Source organism: Thermogutta sp. (assembly GCF_014359955.1).
Lineage (GTDB): Bacteria > Planctomycetota > Planctomycetia > Pirellulales > Thermoguttaceae > Thermogutta.
Genome location: NZ_JACIYL010000677.1, coordinates 1 through 2,448, shown reverse-complemented (window position 1 = coordinate 2,448; position 2,448 = coordinate 1). Strand labels below are relative to the sequence as shown.

Here is a 2,448-nt window from a genome sequence, read left to right as displayed (position 1 = left end):
TTGGGATAGCCAATTATATCCATCAAGATTGTGATTTTGTTCTCGCGATTTGGGCGGAAAGTGCGCCGGAGGAGGATCGTCAGGACGCTCGGCCGTGGGAGCCGGGGTTTTTCCCGCAACAGAAATATTTTAGCGTACCATGCGGCTGGGTTCGCGGCAATGGTCGGGTTGGGGTGAGAGGGTTGAGGGTTGTTTTATGCGGGGCGATTGGTGGTGGGTGGGGGGATGGATAGTCGGAGGGGCACGCTTGTCGTGCCCGGGTGAGAGGGATGGATAATCGAGGGATGGGGGCGGACCCGACAAGCGGGTCCCTCCGGAAAACGGACGTGACAAGCAGGTCCCTCCGGGAAACGGACGTGACAAGCACGTCCCTCCGAAAAACGGACCCGACAAGCGGGTCCCTCCGAGGGGGCCTCTGGAAGCGTGAGCAGGAGAGAGGTCGCTAACCCCTCGGGATTTGTTGGGGCTTGTGGGCGGGGGCGAAACTGATAGAATAGGTGTTTTCGACAGTGAGGACACGTTGTGCGCGGGAAGCGCGTGGTCGGGTCTTTTATCGAGCGAGTCAAGGCCATGGGTCAAAAGTGCGAAATTTGCGGCAAGACGGCGGCGATTGGGAAACAGGTGACCACCCGTGGTAAGGCCAAGTATTTGGGCGGGGTGGGGACCAAGGTGACGGGGATTTCGCCGCGGCAGTTCAAGCCGAATTTGCAGCGGATTCGCATTACGGATGAGAATGGAGCGGCGCGGCGGGTTCGCGTGTGCACGCAGTGTTTGAAGAGCGGCCGGGTCACCAAGCGGATCAAGAACAAGCCGTTCCAGCTTCCGGCCGACGCGATGGCACTTTTGGCGACGGCGAAAGAGAAGGCTGCCCAAAAGGGTAAGAAAAAGAAGGCGAGCAAGGCCTGAGTCTGTTGAGAACCAGAGGACCAAGCGAGCTGGGCCGGCGCGTCCGGCCCTTTTTTGTGCGCGTTCGGCAAGCGATGGTGGCTGGTGGGATTCGGTCGGCTTATAATGGGGAGCGTCTTGGGGCCGGGTGTTGTTCCCAGTGGGTGGAGGTGCATCATGGCAAGGCGGACGAGTGGACAAACAGCGTTTTTGGGGATGGTGCTGGCGGTGGGGATGACGGCCATCGGGACGGGGTCGGACGGGATGAGTGCCGAGCCGGCGGTGCGGCGGATTTCTCTGGCGGAGTATCGGGACAAGATGGAGGCGGCATGGATCGGGCAGATGGTGGGGGTGGGCTGGGGCGGCCCCACGGAATTTCGATATGTGGGGCGGATCATTCCGGAGAACGAGATGCCGGCCTGGAAGCCGGAGATGGTCAACCAGTTTCACCAGGACGATCTGTACGTGGAGATGACGTTCCTCCGCAGTTTGGAGGAATATGGCTGGGATGTGTCGATACGTCAGGCGGGGATCGACTTTGCGAACAGCCGGTATCCGTTGTGGCATGCCAATCGGGCGGGACGGGACAATTTGCGCTCGGGGATTGCGCCGCCTGATTCGGGACATCCCCATTTCAACAAGCATGCGGACGATATCGACTATCAGATCGAGGCGGATTTTTCGGGGATCATTGCGCCGGGAATGCCCAACACGGTGATTGCTTTGGGGAACAAATTTGGACGGCTGATGAACTACGGGGATGGTGTGTATGGGGGGCAGTTTGTGGGTGGGATGTATGCCGAGGCGTTTTTCGAGTGTGATCCTTTGAAGATTGTGGAGGCGGGGTTGCGGTGCATTCCCGCGGAGAGCCAGTATGCGGAGTGCATTCGCGACGTGATCGCCTGGTGGAAGGAGAACCCCGACAACTGGGAGGCGACCTGGCAGAAGATTGAGGAGAAGTACAATCGCAATCCGGAATATCGGCGGGCCTCGTGCATGAAGGGGCTGGCCAATATTGACGCAAAGATCAATGGGGCGTACATTGTCATGGGTCTGCTGTATGGGAAGGGGGATCTTGATCGGACGATCGTCATCGCCACGCGATGCGGGCAGGATTCGGACTGCAATCCTTCCAACGCCGGTGGAGTTCTGTTCACGACGGTGGGACTGAAACGCCTGCCGGAGCGATTCACGGCGGAGCTGGACCGGCAGAGTGTGTTCAGCCATACGGCGTACAATTTCGACCGGCTGAGCGACGTTTGCGTGAAGCTGGCGCGAGAGGCGGTCCTGCGGGCAGGAGGGCGAGTGGAGAAGGATGAGCGGGGGGGCGAAGTGTGGGTGATCCCGGTGGAAGAGCCGCGGCCTGGGGCCCTCGAGCAGTGCTGGAATCCGGGGCCGATCGCGGAGAGCCGATTCACGGAGGAGGAGCGGCAGAAAATTCCATTTCCGCCCGGCGAGCGGTGATCGTGTGGGCGGTCATGAGGAAATAGTCGCCGGGAAACCGCCGAAAAAATGACGGAAGGAAGCGACGGTTTCCGATTTTTAGAAAAAGGGAGATGCTCG

Annotated in this window: 3 protein-coding genes; all 3 read left to right on the top strand. The window is 59.9% G+C overall.

The features are described 5' to 3' along the window. The coding region (locus H5U08_RS15765) for a hypothetical protein (RefSeq protein ID WP_297035182.1) at window positions 1–233 on the top strand (233 nt) is incomplete at its 5' end. 289 nt (window positions 234–522) lie between these two features. Further along, the gene (gene rpmB / locus H5U08_RS15760) at window positions 523–906 is read left to right on the top strand and encodes a 50S ribosomal protein L28 (RefSeq protein ID WP_366494719.1); all 384 of its coding nucleotides are present in this window, start codon (window positions 523–525) and stop codon (window positions 904–906) included. Window positions 907–1,062: 156 nt separating this feature from the next. After that, window positions 1,063–2,349 (top strand): ADP-ribosylglycohydrolase family protein, encoded by a 1,287-nt coding sequence (locus H5U08_RS15755; RefSeq protein ID WP_297035179.1) that lies wholly within the window; start codon window positions 1,063–1,065, stop codon window positions 2,347–2,349. Window positions 2,350–2,448: the final 99 nt, after the last annotated feature.